Consider the following 18,091-nt stretch of genomic DNA (forward strand, 5'->3'; position numbering starts at 1 on the left):
GAAATACTCAAATGCTGGTTAAGGGCATGAATAATAATGGTAGGGTCAACGCGAAGTTCTGTCATTACTTCAAATAAAAGAGATTTCTCAACTTCTGCAAGCGCTAAAAACAAATGTTCTGTCCCTAAGTAGTTTTGTCCTCTCTTCTGAGATTCTTCAATAGCCAGAGATAAAGCTCTTTGCCCTGTTTCAGATAGTTTCCCTTTGAAGTTTTCAAGCTCAATCATTAAAACGCCTTACAAACGATTTTTAAAGCGAATAATCTGGTTGTTAATTTAATTTAGCAACTGAATTTGCCCTTGTCAATATATAAGCCCATGGAAGTTTATTAAGTGAGGTCCTTTAATCTCTTAAAGAAACTTTTGTGTTTGTGGTTAACATTTTCATCGCTAATTTCAGCAAGTTCTCTTAAAAGTTCTTCCTGTCTTTTTGAAATATTAGTTGGAGTCTTAATTATTACCTGGATAAGTTGATCTCCTCGCCTGTTTTCGTTAAGGTAATAAAAACCCTGTCCTTTAAATTTAAAAATTTCGTTCGTTTGAGTTCCTGCAGGAATATTAAGTTTTTTAGATCCTTCTAAAGTAGGAACATCGATTTCTCCACTAAGTGCTGCCTGTGAAAAAGAAAGCGGCACCTGACAAATAATATCATTTCCGTTTCTTTCAAAAAAGGAATGTGGCTCTACATGAATAACCACATAAAGGTCTCCGGCAGATCCTCCTTTTATTCCCTTTGCCCCTTCTCCTCTGAGCCTTAATCTAGAACCTGATTCAATTCCACGCGGGATTTTTACTGAAAGCTTTTTAAATCTGTTAACCCTCCCTCTTCCATGACATTCCTTGCAGGGATCCTTTATTATTGTTCCTTCTCCGTTACATTGGTAACACGTAGTGCTAATACTGAAGAATCCCTGAGAGCGGATAACCTGGCCTCTCCCGCGGCAAACAGGACATTGAACTGGATTTGTTCCGTGCTTTGCTCCTGACCCTTTGCAGTTCTCACATTCCTCTGGTCTTTCAACTTCGATTTCAGCCTCTTTGCCAAAGGCGGCTTCCAAAAAAGAGACAGAAAAATCATACCTTAAATCATCTCCTCTTCTTAAAGACTCTCTCCTCCCTCTTGTTCCAAATCCAAAGAAATCCTCAAAGATGTCTCCAAAGCTTGAAAAAATATCTTCAAATCCTGTAAACCCCTTAAAACCACTTCCCCTTAATCCCTCGTATCCATAGCGGTCATACAGATTTCTTTTTTCAGGGTCTCTTAAAATCTCATAAGCCTCAGCTGCCTCTTTAAATTTTTCCTCAGCATCCCTATCTCCGGGATTTTTATCCGGATGGTATTTTATAGCTAGTTTTCTATATGCTTTTTTTATCTCCTCATCTTTTACGCCTCTCCCAATTTCTAAGACTTCATAATAATCACGCTTTGACAAAGTTTTCTCCTTCAGTATTTATTGAAATTTTATTAATCATATCTTCGTTCCCTGCTATCTCAAATGCCTTTTTTGCAAACGAATATTTTCCTAAATCAAAAGCCCTCGCTCCAATCCTGTTGGCTGTTTCAGGAGAAATCTGTTCTTCACCTAAAAACCTGAAAACTTTTTTATATAAAAATAAATCTCCTTCCTCAACAGCCAAATCAGCAATTTTCTTAAGCCCTGTTTTATTGCTCGCCTTTTCATAAAAATCGACGGCATCATCATATCGTCCTTTAGCAAAACAATTATCTCCATATTCTGCCAGTGTTTCACCGGAAACTTGAGACATAAATACCAGTCTTTGTTTCTCTTTATAGTCAGGTAATTTTGTGTTTTTCATCTTTAATCTTTCCAACACGCACTTTTGCGGGTCGAAGCAGTCTCCCTCCTATAAGATATCCCTTCTCGCCTTGAGAAATTATAATGTTGTCTTTTTCCTTTTCTTCAACTTCTACAATCTCAACTGCTTCCTGTGTCTGCGGGTCAAATGGTTTACCAACCGGATTTAATTCCTCAATGCCATCGTTTTTTAGTTTTGAAAAGAACTGAGCCTGAATCATCCTTACACCTTTTATCAGAGCTTCCATATTTTTTGAGATTTCTGCGGCATCTAAGGCTCTATCAAGATTATCAAAAATTTCAAGCATACTACAAATAAAATCAATTTTTGCTGTTTCCAATCTCCTTTCCATATCCTTTTCAAAACGGGTTCTGAAGTCTTTATTTTCTTCTTTCATCTTCTTATATGCTTCAATATATTCCTTAAAATTTTTATCTTTTTTATCAAGCTCACTCCTGAGCTCTTCAACATAGGAAGGATATTTCTTTGCAGGAGTTTCCTCTTTTTCTTTTCCTTTAAAAGATTCTTTTGCTGAATGGCGTTTGTCAATGACCTTGATTCCCTGAACTTTACTTTTTTTGTTTTCTATTTTTTCTTTTTCCTCCACTTTAGAAACCTCTTTTTTTTAAAAGCTCATTTTTTTCTTTAAATAAATAAAAAAGTAATTGGCGCTCTGCTTTTAATGTTCTTCTGATATGGATACTTTTACTCTTGTATGCCTTAGAAGTCTTCCGTTAAATGAGTATCCAGATTCTAATTCCTCAAGAACTACTCCAGGGTTGTATATGTCAGAATACTCTGTCATTATTGCTTCATGCAATAAAGGATTAAACTCTTTACCAACAGAATCTATTCTGGATACTCCTTCTTTTTTAAGCAAATCCTGAATCTGCTTATAAACCAGTTCTATTCCTTTAATAACCTGCTTACTATCATGGTTCTTATTATAGTGATTTATTGCTTTTTCCATATTATCAATTACTGGAAGCAATTGTTTTAATATATCTTCTTTGCCGGATTCTTTAAGCTTTGTTTTTTCTTCAAAGCTTCTCTTTTTATAATTTTCAAACTCTGCTTTCAGCCTCTGTAAATGGTCCAAATAGCTGGATGCCTCCTCACTTTTTTCTTTAAAAGACTCATTCAATTTCAGAAAGTCATCCCCTGTCTCTTCCTGTTCTGGAGCAGATGCCTCTACATTTTCTTCTAATACTTCATTCTCAATTTCTATTTTCTTAGCCATATATTTCTGCATTAAATTAAAAATCAAATATCAAAAAAAACACAATTTATAATATAAAAATAATATTTTTAAATCCTATTTTTTATATTTGATTTTTACATTTTAATTTTTTAAGCATTACCTTACCCAAGATTACTTCTTGGGTTGTAGTAATTCAGTCTTTCAAAATCCCTAAGAAGCTGTTTCGATCTCTCATCAAGTTTTTTTGGAATAACTATCTTGACTTCAACAAACTGGTCTCCCCTTCCGTTTTCTTTCAGCTTCGGAACACCTTTTTTTGCTAACCTGAATACCTGACTGCTTTGAGTTCCTTCTGGAATTTTCATCGTAACATTCCCGTCAACTGTAGGAACAATTATCTGGTTTCCGAGTGCAGCTTCAGTAACAGTTACAGGAATAACACAATAAATATTGTCACCCTTTCTTTCAAAAAAAGGATGAGACCTGACCTTTGTTATTATATAGAGGTCTCCACAATGTCCACCGTATTTGCCTGCTTCTCCTTTTCCGGCAATACGGACTTTTGAGCCTGTATCTACTCCTGGAGGAATTTTTATTCCTATTTTTTCAATTTTAGGAATAACGCCTGCACCTGAACATTTTTTACAAGGGTTTTGATTCCACGAACCTGACCCCTTGCACCTGGAACAGGTTTGGGAAAAACTGAAAGGTCCTTTTCCAGCTTTTTTTTGTCCTGAGCCGGAACATTCAGGACAAATACGGCTCTGACTTCCATGGACAACTCCGCTTCCACTGCATTGCTCACATACAGATGTTCTCTGCAGAGTTATATCTGTTGATAGTCCCTTTATGGCATCTTCAAAGCTTATTTCCATACTATATTGGATATCAGCTCCTTTTGTTGGTATCCGCTGATCTCCTCTTTGCCTCTGCCCAAAAAGGTCGCTGAAAATATCCCCAAATCCTTCAAATCCCCTTCCAAAGGTATCATAATTGGCTCCTTGAAAATCAGGTCTCTGAGATCCTCCTCTCCTTTGATACGCTTTAAAAGGATCAAATCCTGATTGGAAAGATTGATTCCCATACAGATCATACTTCTTGCGCTTCTCTGTATCGCTTAATACCTCATATGCTTCTGAAATTTCTTTGAACCTTTCTTCAGCTTTTTTATCTCCTGGGTTAACATCAGGGTGATGCTTTCTAGCCAACTTGCGATAGGCCTTTTTAATTTCACTCTCTGAAACACCTTTCTTAAGTCCTAGTACTTCATAATAATCTTTTTTAGCCATAAAAATCGCCTTTATTCAAATCTCTGCTTGCACAGATTAAAGACTAACCTGTGCAAGCCTATCTTTAAAAGAACCTATTTTATTTCAACGTCTATCTTTTTAGTTTTTTTCTCGGCTTTCTTAGGCATATTGATTTTTAAAACCCCGTCTTTATATTGAGCTTTAATTTTTTCAACTTCTACAGCATTCGGAAAATTGAAAGACCTTGAAAAACTCCCGTAGGAACGCTCTATCCTGTGATAGTTTTCCTCTTTTGTTTCTTTTTCAAGTTTTCTCTCCCCTTTGAGAGTAAGAACATTATTCTCTATATTTATATGAATATCTTTCTGGTCTATCTCTGGCAGCTCTGCCTTGAGGACAATGTCTGACTCAGTCTCATAAATATCAACTGCAGGAGACCAGAAACCCGAAGCAATCCCCTCTTTATCAAAAAATTTTGAGCGAGATAAGCTCTCATCAAACAATCTGTTAATCCTGTCCTGAATAGCACTTAAATCCTTAAAAGGATCCCATCTGACTATTGCCATATTCATCCCCTCCTAACAATTTTAAAACTTATCTCTAAATAATCAGTTGATTTTTTTAGTCTTAAGGGATGAGATTTGACTCCTCCCCTAAATTTCATTCAACATTGACAGTGATTTGCTTTGGCTTAGATTCCTCTTTTTTAGGCATTGTAATCTTCAGGACACCGTTCTTGTAAGATGCCTTCACATTATCCTTATCAATTGAACCTGGAAGATTGAAAGACCTTGAAAAACTTCCGTAGGAGCGTTCTATCCTGTGGAAATTTTCTTCCTTTGTCTCCTTCTCAAACTTCCTTTCTCCTTTGAGGGTAAGAACATTATTCTCTATATTTATATTAATATCTTTCTGATTGACCTCAGGAAGCTCTGCCTTGAGAACAATGTCTGACTCAGTCTCATAAATATCAACTGCAGGAGACCAGAGACCTAAGCTAAGCTCCTCATCATCTGAAGATTTTTTCCCGAGGAAATTATCCTCAAAAATTTTGTTCATTCTTCTCTGAAGGGAGAGAATATCATCCAAGGGATTCCATCTTACAATAGCCATAAGCTTTCACCTCCTTTCAAAATTAATTTTTAGCTTTTGTCCTCAAATTCAGCATCAACTACATTATTATTATCTTTTGAAGCTTCGTGAGCCTGGGCATCATTTTTTGCCTCACTGTCTTCTGCTCCTTGCCCAGAAGATGCACCCTGAGCCTGCCTGTACATAATTTCTGCTAATTTATGAGAGAATTTGGTTATACTATCAATAGCACCTTTCATTTTCGCCACATCTTCACTTCCCAAAGCGCTTTTTCCTTCAGAGATAGCATCCTCAATCGACTTTGCCTCAGCCTCAGGAACTTTAGCTTTGTTTTCATTTAAGGTTTTTTCTGTATTATAGATTATGGAGTCAAGCTGGTTTCTTACATCAATCTGTTCTCTTTTTTTCTTATCTTCTTCAGCATGAGATTCAGAATCTCTTACCATTTTCTCAATATCCTCTTTTGAAACACCTGAGGAGGATGTAATTGTTATTTTCTGTTCTTTTCCTGTTGCCATATCCTTTGCAGATACGTTGACAATCCCATTAGCGTCAATATCAAAGGTAACTTCTATCTGAGGAACCCCTCTTGGTGCAGAGGGAATCCCTACTAAATGGAACCTCCCAAGTGTCCTGTTATCCCTCGACATCTCTCTCTCGCCCTGAAGCACATGGATTTCAACACTTGTCTGGTTATCAGCGGCTGTTGAAAATATCTCAGATTTTCTGGTTGGAATTGTTGTATTTCTTTCAATAAGCCTTGTCATAACTCCGCCAAGTGTCTCAATCCCCAATGAAAGAGGTGTAACATCAAGCAATAAAACATCCTTTACATCACCAGCCAAAACACCTCCCTGAATAGCAGCACCAACTGCAACGACTTCATCAGGGTTAACACCTCTATGAGGTTCTTTGCCAAAAAGTTTTTTTACTGCCTCCTGCACTTTAGGAATTCTTGTGGAACCTCCTACCAGCACTACCTCATCTATATCTGAAGGAGAGAGCCCGGAATCCTGAAGAGCCTGACGGCACGGACCAAGTGTCTTCTGGATAAGATCATCAACCAATTGCTCAAATTTTGCTCTTGTAAGTTTAATATTTAAATGCTTAGGACCTGAAGCATCAGCCGTTATAAATGGAAGATTTATCTCTGTCTCACTCACTGTTGATAGTTCCATTTTTGCCTTCTCTGCACCTTCTTTCAATCTCTGCATTGCCATTGGGTCTTTGCTAAGTTCGATTCCCTGGTCTTTTTTAAACTCAGTTACAAGCCATTCTATAATCCTCTGGTCTAAATTATCTCCTCCTAAATGTGTGTCTCCGTTTGTTGATTTGACTTCAACTACTCCATCCCCTACCTCAAGAATTGAAATATCAAATGTACCTCCTCCAAAATCATATACTGCTATTGTTTCATCCTTTTTCTTATCAAGCCCGTATGCCAAGGCTGCTGCTGTTGGCTCATTTATAATTCTTTTAACATCAAGGCCGGCTATCTTTCCTGCGTCTTTGGTTGCCTGCCTCTGGCTGTCATTAAAATATGCAGGAACTGTTATTACAGCCTCTGTAATCTTATGCCCTAAATAATCCTCAGCAGAAGATTTTAATTTTTGTAAAATCAGAGCTGAAATCTCTGGAGGTGAATAGAGTTTCCCCTGTGCTTCTATTTTGACCTCTCCTCCTGTATCTTTAACTTTGTAAGGCACTATCCTTATTTCTTCAGGTACCTCATTATACCTTCTGCCCATAAACCTTTTTATGGAGTAAACCGTGTTAACAGGGTTTGTTATAGCCTGCCTTTTTGCTATCTGTCCAACAAGCCTTTCACCCTCTTTAGTAAAAGCCACCACTGAAGGGGTTGTCCTTCCACCTTCAGAGTTAGGAATTACTGTAGAATCTCCGCCTTCCATAACAGCAACAACTGAATTAGTTGTGCCTAAATCAATACCTATTATCTTTCCCATTTATTTTCCTCCTGAATTTTAGATTGATTTTTACTATCTATTTAGTCTTTAAACAATATAATATCTGAGTGTATTGTTGTCAAGTATTTTAAAATAATTTTTATAATAAGCAGAAATATATTAACTTAACTAATTGATTTTATTTATTAAATATAAGAAAAGATTGCTTGTTGTATATGGAAGAGTTTTTTTTCAATATTATGGCAGAAGATTTTTAAAATATCTAGACTAAAACACTAGTTAATATTGAAGAAAGCTTTGAATCAAGCTCCTAATTAATTTTTGTTATTCACTGCTCGCTATCAAATATTCACTTTGATTAATCCATCACCTTGAAAACTGCATCATGTTCCCTGACTTTATCCTTAACTTTTATTCCTATTGATTCACTCTTCCCTGCTTTCTGAACATTTACATGTTCAATCTGGATTGAATCAACTATCTGTTCTATGTCAGTAGTATGCCCTTTTATATGAATTTTATCACCAACCTTTAGTTCCCCATTCTCAATTGTAAAGGCAGCAACCCCGGGCTTTGAAAAAAAATGTGTAATTTTACCTATCTCTATTTCCTGCATTTTAAATCCTCCCTTTAAAAAGTTAATAATTTTTCAAAAGAGACCCTTTTTTAAAAGATAGGCTGTTTTATTAAAAAATCAAGTAGGAAAGTTTAATAAAAAAAAGGGCGGTCATAAATGACCGCCCAAAGTAAAGCCACAATTTTAGCGCAAACCAGACATCATATATCAAAGTAGAGGGAAAATTCATAGGGATGAGGTCTTAGTCTTAAAGCATCAACCTCGTTTGTCCTCTTATATTTTATCCACATATCAATTACATCCTGAGTGAAAACATCCCCTTTTAGAAGGTACTCATAATCTGCTTCAAGGGCATCAAGCGCACCCTCAAGAGACCCAGGAACTGAAGGAACCCCTGCAAGCTCCTCAGGACCAAGTTCATATATATCCTTGTCAAGTGGCTCTCCAGGGTCAATCTTGTTCTCAATCCCATCAAGCCCTGCCATCAGCATAGCAGCAAATGCCAGATAGCCATTACATGAAGGGTCAGGGAATCTTACCTCCACTCTTTTTGATTTTGGACTTGTTGAGTACATTGGAATCCTTATTGAAGCGCTTCTGTTCCGGCTTGAATATGCCAGATTCACAGGTGCTTCATATCCTGGGACAAGTCTCTTATAAGAGTTGGTTGTTGGAGCAACAAAGGCACACAGGCTTGGTGCATGTTTGAGAATTCCTCCAATATAGTACATTGCCATCTCACTTAAACCACCATAACCATTTCCAGCAAAAAGCGGTTTTCCACCCTTCCAGAGAGACTGGTGTGTATGCATTCCAGAACCATTATCCCTGAAAATCGGCTTTGGCATAAATGTTACTGTTTTACCATGTTTTATTGCAACATTCCTTACAACATATTTATACCACATCATGTTATCTGCTGATTTTACCAGCGCATCAAATTTCATATCTATTTCTGCCTGCCCTGCTGTTGCCACTTCATGGTGCTGACATTCAATTGTCAACCCTACTTCCTGCATTGCAAGAACCATTTCAGTTCTTAAATCCTGAAAATTATCTATTGGTGGGACCGGAAAGTAACCCTCTTTATAGCGTGGCTTGTATCCTAAGTTCGGATTCTCTTCTCTTCCGCTATTCCACCTTCCTTCTATTGAATCCAGAAAGTAGTAGCCGCAGTGTTCGTTTTGGTCAAACCTAATATCATCTAAAATAAAAAATTCTGCTTCAGGCCCAAAATAGGCTATATCTGCAAGCTTTGTTGATTTCAGATAAACTTCAGCCTTCTGAGCAATGTTTCTTGGGTCTCTTGTGTATTTTTCCTTTGTTATTGGATCAACAATGTTGCATATCATTACTAAGGTTGGAGCCTGAGTAAATGGGTCCATTACTGCGGTAGCAGGGTCAGGGATAACCAGCATATCGCTTGCGTGGATAGGCTGCCAACCCCTGATACTTGACCCATCAAAACCAAATCCCTCTTCAAAACTGTCCTCGCTTAATTCTCCAATAGGCACAGAAAAATGCTGCCACATACCAGGAAAATCCATGAATCTTAAATCCAGCATCTTGGCCTTGTTCTTTTTTGCAAACTCAAGAACCTCTTTTGGTCCCATAACTTCCTCCTTTGGTTTATTTCATTATGATTTTTTCATCAAAATAATTAATTGAATTTTTAATTTCGTTTTATGTTAAGCAATATTTATGCCAAATTTTACCCTTTTATTAAAATCAATAATACTTTGATTTTAAATAATATTTCGTTCTAAGAAGGAAAACAGCCCTATTCTAATCTGCTTATTTATTATTCAGATGGAACTTTATCTGATTAAAAAATAATCACAATCGCGTAGCCATCAGTTATCAGAAAAAAGTAGCTCTTTGAAATATATTTTTCAGAAAGCCCTCAAATGTGTTTTTTGCAAATATAGGAAAACAACCCCGATTATTGACTGAACAATAGCAAGAAATATCTCCTTTTTCTGGTGGGAATCGAAAATATTTTAATTTTACAACCGTTTGAATCCTTGACATCAGACTACTTAAATCTTTCCTAACCGCTGTTCACTGCTCTCTACCCTTATTATTCGCTAAATATTTGTTTCATTATCAAGCTTTATTTCATTCTTTTCAAGAATAGTTCCTTTAGACTTTTCAACTGAAATAAGGGATTTGTTATAGTCAATTACTGCTTTTAATTCGTTTGCCTCAGCCGCTGCTAAATCCTCCTGGAATTCCAAAACCTGATGGTTTGTGGACATTCCCACCTCATATTTTTTCTCTTCTGCTTCAAGCTTTTTAACAGCTAATTCCCTTGCCTTTCGAGTTGCCTTAATTCTTTCCAGGTTAGTCCTTACATCTCTTACCTTGTTTCTCATTTCTACAGTTATCTTCTGTCTCAGGCTTGACAAACCTGTCACGGCTTTTTCGCTGTCCAGCGTCTTTTTTGTAAAATTACTTTTTGCTGCCCGGTTACCTAAAGGAATCTCTAACTGCAGTCCTATAAGCCAGGAAAAATTATCCCTTGATCTAATTCCTTGTAAAGCCATTTCATAGCTTTCTCCAAGAGGATTAGCTCTTCTGTCAAAAGGCTCTGGCTCAATCTCAGTTAGCGAAAATTTCTCATATACTTTTTCGCCCTTAATTATTTTAGGTTTCCCTTTCGGCTCCAGCACGAATGTTTTCTCGGATGAGTTCCCAAAAGCGGAAGGCTGCTTTTTTCCGCTCAATCCGTTATATCCTAAACTGCCTATAAAATCCAAAGAAGGCAATAACTGGTTCTTGGCAAACTTTAAAGCAATCTCCTTGTTCTCCAAGTCTGCAAGGGCTTGAAGATAGTCAGGCCTTCTTGTGAAAGCAGTCTTAATACACTCCTCTAAATTGAAATCTTCTGCAGCAAAAACCGGCTGGTCAGTAGGAATTATTTGGGTTTCCCACACATTATCATCTCCCTTGATGTTTATTAACCGCTTTATTTTATCCTCAGCGTTTTTGATATTTGCTTCTGCAATAATGATTCCTTCTTCCCTTTTTGCCACTTCTGCCTCCGCATCAGTTATGTCAATTGGGGCAAGAGTGCCAACCTCTACCTGTTTTTTAGTTCTTTCAAGAAAATCCTCAGCCCTTTTTAAGGAAAGCTGATTTACTTTATAATCTTCTATACTGAAAACCAGATCCCAATATGTATTTTCAACGTCAGAAATTGTCGTCATAACAGTATCTTTAAACTGATTCAGAGAAATATCCTTGTTGTTTTTTGCAATTTTGATGTCTGTGCTGTTTACATCTATTCCAAAGTTTTTAAGCAATGGTTGGGTCGCATTGAGTTTTATTTCTGTGACATACTGGGGGTTTAAGCTGCTGAATGAAGAATTTGTTCTAGTTCTTTTATTTGTAAAATCCAGGCTGTAACTTGCACCGGAAAGTATTTTACCTTTAAACCCAGTATCCCAGCTTAAGTTCTTGTTTACTACTACATCTGCTCCTGCAAGGCTTGACCCTGAAGGCTTAAGAGATACATCTGTTGTTACCTTCAGATAATATGTTGGGTCAAATTTTGCTTTCTCGTTTGTAATATCTTCCCCCTTAATTTTTGGGTTAAATTTATCAACCATTACATCCATGTTATTCTCAAGTGCAAGGGTTATAGCCTCCTTTACAGAAAGCTCTTTTTGAAGCACCATTGTCTTTGCCTCAGTCTGTTTAATAGGCTCACTCTCATCACAAAAACCATAATGCTTTGCAAAAATAAGGCTTAAGATTATTAACACAAAAAGCAGTGACCGCATAAAAATTCTTTGAATAAAAAGTAATCTTTTGAAATGGTTAAAAGAAAAACGGTTTTTATCCTTATTCATTCTGTTCCTCCTAAAATTTAAGATTTTTTTTTGATTACATAGATTTGTCAAAATAAAAAAACTTGGAATTAACCGCTTGATTCGTATATAAGAAACTTCCTTTTGTAAAGCAAAAATTCAAAATATCAGAAAAACACAAAACCCTTTTATTGCAATTGGCAGTACCTATTGTTTGAGCTATTTTTTAGTTTAGCAATGAATAATTTAAGAGAAAAGATTAAGCTTTTCCGCGGAATCGGAAAAAAAATTTTTATCTGGTTTCTTATCTTTTCTCTCTTACCTTTAAGTTTATCAATATATCAGGGCTATACCAGCAGCAGTAGTGCTTTAAAAGAAAAAAAATTTCAACAGCTCGATACTGTAGCTGATTATAAAGAGTATAACCTGATAAAGTTTTTAGAGGAAAGAGAAATAAATTTGAGCTATATTGCTCGACAAAAACAGAAAACAATTGCTCGGACAGATCACCCTAAAACTACACGGTTAAGCCTCCAGTCCAAAGGGTGCAGTCCATTCTTTATATTCGCTAATTACTGATTAAAACACAACCTGAAACCGTGTCAGGAACTGGCTTGAACTGTCGCCTATATCAGGGTTTTTAAGGTTATTCTTTTTGTCATAATCATAGTATACATAATTTAACTTGAGCCTGACATTTTTATTCAGATACCAGTTTAGCCCGAGCGTAATTGCCTGAATTGTATTAGCAGCAACATTAATAGGATTCCCCATAATGTCTTTAGCAAGAGGGTCGCGATAAAAATCTTCTAACGGATCGCTACCATTATCTTTATCCCTATCAATATATTCATACCTTGCAAGTACTTCCCATGCACCAGGACCGCCGTCTTTAAGGCTGAAATTTTTCCTGGGTATAACAATATCCCCTCTCTCCTCTCCAGTCAGCATATACATGGCAGAGATATAATACCCCTGGGTTATTAGATCCTTCATATTACCCTGGAATACTACGACTCCATCAGTATCCTTAGCTACTATTTTATTTCTCTCCTCGCGCTGGAAATAATATTCACTCTTTAACCCAAATGGCCCAATATACCAGACAAGTTCTGGGCCTGCTAAAAGCCTGTTCCCATCAACGGTTAAGCTATTTAATGCTTTATTTCTTCCTGCAAGTACAAAATCAGAGCTTGAATGTGCCTGCCTGTCTCCAGTTAAAAGAGAACCGCCAAAACTCAATTCTTTTAAATAGGAATTATCTGTTTTAACAAAGGGTGAGGCAACAATTCTTCCGGCAAAGGTCATATTGTCACTATCATTTGTTGTATTTGGTCCATTACCATTTAAAAGACCAAGATAATATGCAAGCCTCTTTTCAAAAAGCTTTCCGTGAAGCATTACGCCTATATCCCTGGAATCCCCTGATATTCTACTATTAGCAGCAATATTATCAGAAACTAAAGCCCTCTCTACAAAGTCTGTATAATTAGAGGATATTGGGTTTTCATATCCTGTTGGCTTTTTAAACTGGCCAAACTGTAGCTGTATTAAAGGAGTATAGTTGATATTAATGAATGCGTCTGTGAGGTTATTATCCGCTGTGTCAAGCTCTGTCTGGAGTTTATATTCAAAATGCTTGAAAAGATAACCGCTTACCCCTATTCTCGCTCTTCTGATATCAAAGGTATTGCTGTTACTGCTATCCTCTCCGCTCTCAAAAAATCTCATATCGGTCTGAAGATACCCTCCAATCTTCATCATAAATTGGTCATCAGCAGATTTTATATAGAAGCCATTGTCATAACCTGACTGAAGCGATAGTTTTTTCTGCTCTTCAATCTTTACCTGCATTATCTCAAGCTCTTTTTTATTAGTTTCTTCCTTTTCCTTTGTAGCTTTTTTTATCTCCTCAACCTGATTCTGGTAAAGAGCTCTCTGCTCGTCTGCGTTTTTTTTCAGCTCGTCAATCTGCTGTTTCAGTTCATCAAATTTCTTCTGATATTCCTCCTGAAGTCCCATTAGCTTCTTTTCAAGGCTTTCTACTGTCTCAGCATAAAGTGATGATGATAGTGTCAGCAAAAAAAATAATGTTAGAACTATTGAAAAATATCTCATTGACTTTACTCCTTTTTAAGTTTTCTTGATTACAGAGATTATAATCAGAGAGGTCTTTTCAGAGACCTCTAAAATACCTTAATTGCTGAACTCTTAAAGGTTAAATAGATTTCAGAACCTATGTTTAATCCCATTTCATTAAATGATTTTCTTGTTATCTTGACCTTAAGATTATCACCTATATCCACTACCAATTTTATAAATCTTTCCTCATCGCTTATCTGAATCAACCTTCCCTTAAAAGAATTCCTCGCACTTGATGAAATTTTTTCCTTTGATACTAAAATTTCTTCCGGGTTAATTGAGATACGTGTTGCTTCCGGACTCTCAGCCACAACCTCGAGTTTTACCCTCCCTGTATCAAATACACTAACTTCATTGAATTTTATAATCTGCCCCTGCATAATATTCTCTACAGGAGAAGCAACCATTCTCCCTTCAAATAAAGGAATCACCTCGTGTGAAACCCTGTAAGCCAGCGAAAGGTCGTGGGTAGAAAAGATAACCGTGGTTCCGTATTTTCTATTTACCTCTGCAATCACTCTCTCAAGAATACTTTTGCTCACCTCATCTATATTGGCAGTTGGTTCATCAAGGAGGAGTACCTTTGGCTTAAGAGCTAACCCCCTTGCTATAGCAACCCTTTGAATCTCGCCTCCTGAGAGTTCCTTTGCTTTCCTTTTCTCAAATCCCACAAGCCCAACCATGCTTAAAGCCTCCCTGACCCTTTCCCTTATCATTTCCCTTGCCATACCTCTTATTCTAAGCCCGTAACCAATATTTTTTTCAACTGTTGTATTAAACAGATAGGGGTTTTGCTGGACAAGGGTAATCTCCTTAATTAAATTTCTTTTATTCTCCGCGGAACTTTTAATTTCAGCCTCTGCATATAAAACCTCTCCGGAAGTCGGCTCAATCAGGAAAGCGAGAATATTCAATAAAGTTGTCTTCCCGGCACCATTAGGGCCGTACAGGGAATAGATCTTTTTTCCTTCAAATCTGCAAGAAGGAATCTCAAGGACTTTTTTTCCGTTAAAAACTTTTACTAATTCTTTAATTTCAATCTTTAATTCTTCCATATTTATTTTCTTTTCTGCTGGATATACTGAAGGGAAATATTAATTGAAAAGGCAACTATCAGGAGAATAAAACCAATGGCAAGGGCAAATCCGAATTCCCCTTTGCTTGTCTCAAGTCCTATGGCAGTTGCCATTGTTCTTGTATAGCCCTTTATATTCCCTCCAAGCATTAAAGCCGACCCAAGCTCTGCAATAACTCTTCCATATCCCGCAATGATTGCAGCAAGTATTGCAAAGCGTGCTTCAGAAACTATAGCTATTGCCACCTGAAATGGGTTAGCTCCGAGTGTCATTGCAGTGGCTTTCACTCTGGAGTCTATTCCCTGAATAGCTGATATTGATAAAGCGATGATGATCGGAGTTGCCAATATAAATTCCCCTATGATTATAGCTCGGGGAGTAAAGAGAAGATCCAAAACACCCAAAGGACCTTTTCGCGAAATTAACGAATACACAAAAAGCCCAACAACAACTGTTGGAAGCGCCATCAAGGTATTAAAAACCGTGATTGTAATTTTTTTTCCCCTAAACTCCTTTGTGGCAATTAAAAAGCCTAATGGCATACCGACCAGTGATGAAAGGATTGCAGCTATAATTGAAACCCTCAGGGATAAAAACACCACTTCATACACATCGCTGTCAAAGGAAATGATAAGCTTAATCGCAGTTAAAAAGCCTTCTGAGATGTAATTCATAGTCTTTCTCAAAAAGGGGTTATTCTGACAAAAAGTTTAAGCAGCTTAAACCGTTTAAACGCTTTTTTGAACCCTTGAATCCTTAAACCTTTTCTATACTATTTAATCGCTGTTGGCACAAACAATGCCTGTCCAAATTTATCTTTTCCAAACTCCCCTATTATTTTCTGTCCTTCTACCGAGGTAATCCATTCAACCAATGCCTTGGCTTTCTTGTAATTCACATGTGGATGTTTTTCAGGATTCACAGCAATGACTGAGTAAGGATTAAAAAGCGAAGAATCTCCTTCAAATAATATTTCAAGCTCACATTTGCTCTTATATGCAAGGTAGGTCCCCCTGTCAGAAAGGGTATATCCCATTTTTTCATCAGCCATATTTATTACCTCGCCCATCCCTTTGCCTGACTCAACATACCAGTTACCTGAGGGTTTTATATCTGCTTTCTCCCAGCATTCTTTTTCTTTTGTATGTGTTCCGGAATTATCCCCTCTTGAAATAAAAATAACTTTTGCCTCGGCTATCTTTTTAAATGCCTCAATCACATTTTTTTCTTTCTTAACTCCTGCGGGGTCATTCTTTGGCCCTATAATCACAAAGTCATTATACATCACATCCCTCCTGTCCACCCCAAAGCCTTTTGCCATAAACTCGTCCTCAAGCTTTTTCGCGTGGACAAGAGTCACATCAACATCGCCGTTCTCGGCAAGCTTCAAAGCCTGCCCTGTGCCAACTGATATAATATCCACTTTCACATCCAGCTTCTTTTCAAAGGGAGGTAAAAGCACATTCAATAACCCTGTGTTCTCTGTGCTTGTTGTTGTTGAAAGCTTCAATCTCTCCTGTGCAAAAAGGGTTATGGAAACTAAGGCAAATTGAAAAATCAAAAACAGCACAAAAACTTTTTTTCTCATGAAAATCTCCTTGCAAATATTTTTTGACTCTTAAATTAATAACAAAAAAGCCAATACCCATGCCGGATATTGGCTTTTCCTAAAGCTTAAAATTTTTTTTGTAAAAAAACTTTAATCTCGCCTTTCCAAGCACGGGAGGCATTCCGGTTTCACGAAATACCCAATGACCATCCTCCTTGTCTCTTTCCAGAGATTTAGGAGAAATGGTTCGAGAGATTAAAAAGTGTACACTGCTTAAAACATCCAAAAATATTTGTCAAGAAAAAACAAAATCAAGACATTTTGGTTGACTATAAAAAGTTCTTAGCTGTAAGCTATCAACTTATAAGCCATAAGGAATACAAAGTGTTTTATGAAAACGATTAACAAAAAGATAGGCTTTATTGGTTCAGGGAATATGGCTCACGCCATTATTGGCGGGCTTCTGAGCCGGGGAATTATAAAAAGCAAAAATATATTCTCAAGCGATCCATCTCCTTTAAGACGCAACCAGGTTTCTAAAGAATTCTCCATCAAAACCCTGTCAAGCAACATTGAAGTTATAAAAAAGAGCGATGTCATAATTCTTGCTGTTAAACCGCAGGTAATGGAAAAAGTTTTAAAAGAACTCAATGACTATATCAAACCAAACCATCTGGTGATATCCATTGCAGCAGGAATTCCAATGGCATTTATTTCTGAAATCCTCTGTGAGAATTTAAAGCTGATCAGAGTCATACCGAATGCTCCTGCTCTTGTCAAAGAAGGAATATCTGTCATATCACACGGGAAAAATGTTACTGCTGAGGAGTTGGAGTTGGCAAAAAATATTTTCACCGCTGTTGGTAAAACTGTTTTTTTAGAAGAATCATCTCTTGATGCTGTCACAGGACTTTCCGGGTCAGGACCTGCTTATATCTTTCTAATAATAGAAGCCCTGATTGAAGGTGGCGTAGCCTCAGGGCTTCCGTGGAAAATAGCAAGGGAGCTTGTCCTTCAGACTGTTGCAGGCTCTGTTTCGATGCTGAAAATAACAGGAAAACATCCCGGAGAGCTCAAGGGCATAGTAACCTCTCCTGGAGGAACAACTATTGCAGGGCTAAAGGTTTTAGAGAATAAAAAAGTAAGATATGCATTAATCGAAGCCGTTGAAGCCGCGACAAAGAAAGCGATGTATCTCGGAAAAAGAGTAAAAATTAAAAAATAAAAACTCAAAGCTTTAATTTTGCGCTTTGTATTTTACATTTTTCACTTACAACAAAAAGGTCATGCACCTACCTCTGATAATTTAAACCAAAGCACTTTTGAGAGAATAAGCTCAAATTAGGTAAACCCACAACACATAGGGAAATCCTGCTTATGGCTGCTACGTTCCCGTCCTGACCAGGTTCACAAGCCCCTATTGCATGGGACCCAACTCTCAACACTCCCCCCCTCACGCCCTCTTTTAGTCTGAATTACCTCGGGTAGGAATTCGACCCCGCTATAGCGAATTGCGGGTTACAGGGAATCGCTGGCTCCCCGTCTAGCATGACCAAGATTTGCCTTCGGCAAATACCTTTAGCTATTAGCTCACGGCTATTAGCTATAAGCTATAAGTAAAAATTGCTTCGCAATTTTTCACGGAGAGAG

17 protein-coding genes, 1 other RNA gene, 1 pseudogene and 1 other annotated feature (1 of these 20 cut by a window edge) are annotated in these 18,091 nt (G+C 37.2%); of the genes and pseudogenes, 2 read left to right on the forward strand and 17 right to left on the reverse strand.

Annotated elements, in window-relative coordinates:
• From A3H37_03920 to A3H37_03975, 12 genes and pseudogenes are all read right to left on the reverse strand, one after another.
• Window positions 1-227 (reverse strand): annotated as a pseudogene (locus A3H37_03920) (hypothetical protein) (it extends 310 nt beyond the left edge of the window).
• Between the two features lie 101 nt (window positions 228-328).
• The gene (locus tag A3H37_03925) at window positions 329-1,432 is read right to left on the reverse strand and encodes a molecular chaperone DnaJ (GenBank protein OGL49091.1); all 1,104 of its coding nucleotides are present in this window, start codon (window positions 1,430-1,432) and stop codon (window positions 329-331) included.
• On the reverse strand, window positions 1,419-1,817 hold the full coding sequence (locus A3H37_03930) for a hypothetical protein (GenBank protein OGL49092.1): 399 nt from the start codon (window positions 1,815-1,817) through the stop codon (window positions 1,419-1,421). Before A3H37_03930 ends, A3H37_03925 begins: the two co-directional genes overlap by 14 nt.
• Window positions 1,795-2,424, reverse strand: a complete 630-nt coding sequence (locus A3H37_03935; GenBank protein OGL49093.1) for a nucleotide exchange factor GrpE — start codon at window positions 2,422-2,424, stop codon at window positions 1,795-1,797. Before A3H37_03935 ends, A3H37_03930 begins: the two co-directional genes overlap by 23 nt.
• A 72-nt stretch (window positions 2,425-2,496) precedes the next feature.
• Window positions 2,497-3,069 carry a nucleotide exchange factor GrpE gene (locus tag A3H37_03940; protein ID OGL49094.1) on the reverse strand — a complete coding sequence of 191 codons (573 nt, stop codon included), beginning with the start codon at window positions 3,067-3,069 and terminating at the stop codon, window positions 2,497-2,499.
• Between the two features lie 110 nt (window positions 3,070-3,179).
• Complete coding sequence (locus tag A3H37_03945; GenBank protein OGL49095.1) at window positions 3,180-4,307, reverse strand: molecular chaperone DnaJ; 1,128 nt, start codon at window positions 4,305-4,307, stop codon at window positions 3,180-3,182.
• Between the two features lie 74 nt (window positions 4,308-4,381).
• Complete coding sequence (locus A3H37_03950; protein ID OGL49096.1) at window positions 4,382-4,834, reverse strand: molecular chaperone; 453 nt, start codon at window positions 4,832-4,834, stop codon at window positions 4,382-4,384.
• 94 nt (window positions 4,835-4,928) lie between these two features.
• Entirely contained in the window at window positions 4,929-5,381 is a 453-nt protein-coding gene (locus A3H37_03955) for a molecular chaperone (protein OGL49097.1), read from the reverse strand.
• Between the two features lie 29 nt (window positions 5,382-5,410).
• The gene (locus A3H37_03960; protein ID OGL49098.1) at window positions 5,411-7,324 is read right to left on the reverse strand and encodes a molecular chaperone DnaK; all 1,914 of its coding nucleotides are present in this window, start codon (window positions 7,322-7,324) and stop codon (window positions 5,411-5,413) included.
• A 319-nt stretch (window positions 7,325-7,643) separates the two neighbouring features.
• The gene (locus A3H37_03965) at window positions 7,644-7,901 is read right to left on the reverse strand and encodes a hypothetical protein (GenBank protein OGL49099.1); all 258 of its coding nucleotides are present in this window, start codon (window positions 7,899-7,901) and stop codon (window positions 7,644-7,646) included.
• A 161-nt stretch (window positions 7,902-8,062) separates the two neighbouring features.
• Window positions 8,063-9,475: a type I glutamate--ammonia ligase gene (locus A3H37_03970; protein ID OGL49100.1), complete on the reverse strand. Its 1,413-nt coding sequence runs from the start codon at window positions 9,473-9,475 to the stop codon at window positions 8,063-8,065.
• Window positions 9,476-9,949: 474 nt separating this feature from the next.
• Window positions 9,950-11,716, reverse strand: a complete 1,767-nt coding sequence (locus A3H37_03975) for a hypothetical protein (protein OGL49101.1) — start codon at window positions 11,714-11,716, stop codon at window positions 9,950-9,952.
• A 195-nt stretch (window positions 11,717-11,911) separates the two neighbouring features.
• Here A3H37_03975 and A3H37_03980 point away from each other — a divergent pair, with 195 nt between their 5' ends.
• The gene (locus tag A3H37_03980) at window positions 11,912-12,253 is read left to right on the forward strand and encodes a hypothetical protein (GenBank protein ID OGL49102.1); all 342 of its coding nucleotides are present in this window, start codon (window positions 11,912-11,914) and stop codon (window positions 12,251-12,253) included.
• On the opposite strand, the gene A3H37_03985 is transcribed toward A3H37_03980, so the two are convergent.
• From A3H37_03985 to A3H37_04000, 4 genes are all read right to left on the reverse strand, one after another.
• Complete coding sequence (locus A3H37_03985; protein OGL49103.1) at window positions 12,254-13,792, reverse strand: hypothetical protein; 1,539 nt, start codon at window positions 13,790-13,792, stop codon at window positions 12,254-12,256.
• 68 nt (window positions 13,793-13,860) lie between these two features.
• The gene (locus A3H37_03990; protein OGL49104.1) at window positions 13,861-14,871 is read right to left on the reverse strand and encodes a hypothetical protein; all 1,011 of its coding nucleotides are present in this window, start codon (window positions 14,869-14,871) and stop codon (window positions 13,861-13,863) included.
• A gap of 2 nt (window positions 14,872-14,873) precedes the next feature.
• Window positions 14,874-15,566 carry an ABC transporter permease gene (locus A3H37_03995; protein ID OGL49105.1) on the reverse strand — a complete coding sequence of 231 codons (693 nt, stop codon included), beginning with the start codon at window positions 15,564-15,566 and terminating at the stop codon, window positions 14,874-14,876.
• A 98-nt stretch (window positions 15,567-15,664) separates the two neighbouring features.
• Entirely contained in the window at window positions 15,665-16,480 is an 816-nt protein-coding gene (locus A3H37_04000) for a tungsten ABC transporter substrate-binding protein (protein OGL49106.1), read from the reverse strand.
• Between the two features lie 102 nt (window positions 16,481-16,582).
• Window positions 16,583-16,707 (reverse strand) — a binding site (molybdenum cofactor riboswitch).
• Window positions 16,708-16,832: 125 nt separating this feature from the next.
• Between A3H37_04000 and A3H37_04005 the strand changes: the two genes are divergently transcribed.
• A complete protein-coding gene (locus tag A3H37_04005; protein ID OGL49107.1) occupies window positions 16,833-17,666 on the forward strand; it encodes a pyrroline-5-carboxylate reductase in 834 nt (277 codons plus the stop codon).
• A gap of 59 nt (window positions 17,667-17,725) precedes the next feature.
• Here the strand turns inward: A3H37_04005 and ffs are convergent.
• An RNA gene (gene ffs, locus A3H37_04010) (signal recognition particle sRNA large type) lies at window positions 17,726-17,993 on the reverse strand.
• Window positions 17,994-18,091 lie beyond the last annotated feature (98 nt).

The organism is Candidatus Schekmanbacteria bacterium RIFCSPLOWO2_02_FULL_38_14, from assembly GCA_001790855.1.
GTDB lineage: Bacteria > Schekmanbacteria > GWA2-38-11 > GWA2-38-11 > GWA2-38-11 > 2-02-FULL-38-14-A.